This window comes from Cryobacterium sp. MLB-32 (assembly GCF_000738085.1).
Lineage (GTDB): Bacteria > Actinomycetota > Actinomycetes > Actinomycetales > Microbacteriaceae > Cryobacterium.
In genome coordinates, this window is sequence record NZ_JPRS01000464.1 from 1 (window position 1) to 1,815 (window position 1,815).

Consider the following 1,815-nt stretch of genomic DNA (forward strand, 5'->3'; position numbering starts at 1 on the left):
GGCTGCGGTGATTGCTCGGGTCGCCTCGATGCCGTCGAGTCCGGGCATCCGAATGTCCATGAGGATCACATCAGGATGGTGTTGTGCCGTCATTTCGATAGCTTCGGTGCCGTTGACAGCTTCTGCGACGATGCTGATTTCCGGTTGGGGGTTCAGCATCATGGTGAAGCCCATGCGAGTGAGCTCGTGATCGTCAACGAGGAGAACGCGAATGTTCATGATGGTTGTGCCGTCTGAGTATGCAGGATTGCGGTGACGTGCCATCCGCCACCGGGCGCGGGGCCCGCCGTGGCCGTTCCGCCGGAGAGAGCGGCCCGTTCGTGAATCCCCGTGAGGCCCTGCCCGCGGGAATGTGTATCGCTGTTCTGTCCAATTGCACCTGGTAGTTGTTCCCCGTTGTCGTGAATTTGTACGGTGATGCTGGCAACGGCATAGCTGATGGTCACGTCGATGCCGGTTGCGTTCTTGCTGTGACGCATTGTGTTGGTAATCGCTTCCTGAACGATTCGATAAAGGCTTAGCTGGATGCTTCGGTCGCCGACGCCCTCGCCATCGGTCGTCAGCGTGGTGTTGTACCCGACGGCTTCCGCCGTAGCGAGGAGCTCAGGTATGCGCGAAGCATCCGGTTGCGGTGTTCGTGGTGCTGCGCCATCAATACTCCGAAGGGCACCCACAACTGTGCGGGTTTCTCCGAGTGCGGTGCGAGCGATCTCGTTGATGCGACGTATCCCCAGCCTGGCAAGGTCGGGATCGGAGTCGAACGATATTTCCGCACCGTCGGACAGGTTGATGATCGCGGTGAGAGTGTGCCCGACGACGTCGTGCATCTCTCGGGAAAGCGTGGACCTTTCGGTGATCCGCCCAAGCTCGACGCGCTGTTCTCGTTCTCGTCGCGCATCCAGCGCACGCGCGACCAGTGCGTCCTGGTATCGGCGGCGCAGTCCGATCAGAACACCGACAAGGCCAGCAATTACTTGCAAGCTGAGACTGATGATCAGCGTCGTGGCAGCGACCTCAATGCTTCCTGCGCTGAGGCTCGCGATGCCAAGAACAGTGGTCGTTGCGACCAAAGTAGCTCCGAACGTGAGCCACGCCGTTCGTGCCGTGACATACGCCGTAGCCGCGTAGAGCGCGACCGGGATCGCACCGGCATCGAGCAGGCCCCCTGCAGTCGTTTTCGCCAGCGCGAGAATTCCAACTATCACGAGCACCAAGACCGGGTGCTGCCGACGGAAGAGCAGTGCCACCCCGATCGCTATCGTCGCGCCGATGGACAGCACAACCTGCCACAACGGCAGCGACCCGAAATACGCCGTGTGCACGAGGCCCGGGAGCAGGAGGGCGAGGTAGCCCAAAGCGACCGCGAAGTCGACGATGCGAGGATGACGAGCCAAAAAACGGGTGGGAACCGTAGCCCTGGCGGGTGCCGTCTGGGGTCCTGTGCCACCGTCTGGTGCTGTGCTGTGCGTGATTGTCATTTCAGTATTCCCGTCGTTTCAAGTATGCCCAGCCCGCGAATAGAACCAGGCCTGTCAGCACTGTGTTCGCTATCAGGAACGGAATGAACTCTTCCGGCGACGGCCCGGTGAGGGTTCGCACATGCATTCCGACGCCGATCTGGGTGTAGGGGTAGAGCGATTGCAATACGGGGGCTGCGAGCGTCAATACGAATCCGGCAACGGTGCCGACGAACCCGATGGCCACGGTGCTCGCGAAACTCTTCACGAGCAACCCGATGACCAGCTGCAGGCAACCAATCGTCATCGCCCCGATCCATCCCGCGCATGCGAGCAGCATGAATTCACCGATAACATG

3 protein-coding genes are annotated in these 1,815 nt (G+C 60.7%); all 3 read right to left on the reverse strand.

Annotated elements, in window-relative coordinates; genetic code table 11:
* Positions 1-219 (reverse strand): response regulator transcription factor (locus JF66_RS19395; RefSeq protein ID WP_035880525.1); only part of this gene is annotated, 219 nt, incomplete at its 3' end.
* Positions 216-1,478, reverse strand: coding sequence for a sensor histidine kinase (locus JF66_RS19400; protein ID WP_035880526.1), 1,263 nt, complete (start codon positions 1,476-1,478; stop codon positions 216-218). The genes JF66_RS19400 and JF66_RS19395, both read right to left, overlap by 4 nt.
* Before the next feature lies 1 nt (position 1,479).
* The coding region (locus JF66_RS19405; protein ID WP_231556518.1) for an ABC transporter permease at positions 1,480-1,815 on the reverse strand (336 nt) is incomplete at its 5' end.

What these genes read in the sequence shown, in the direction of transcription:
- JF66_RS19400 (WP_035880526.1), bottom strand. Translation starts at nt 1,478, where the DNA reads ATGACAATCACGCACAGCACAGCACCAGACGGTGGCACAGGACCCCAG.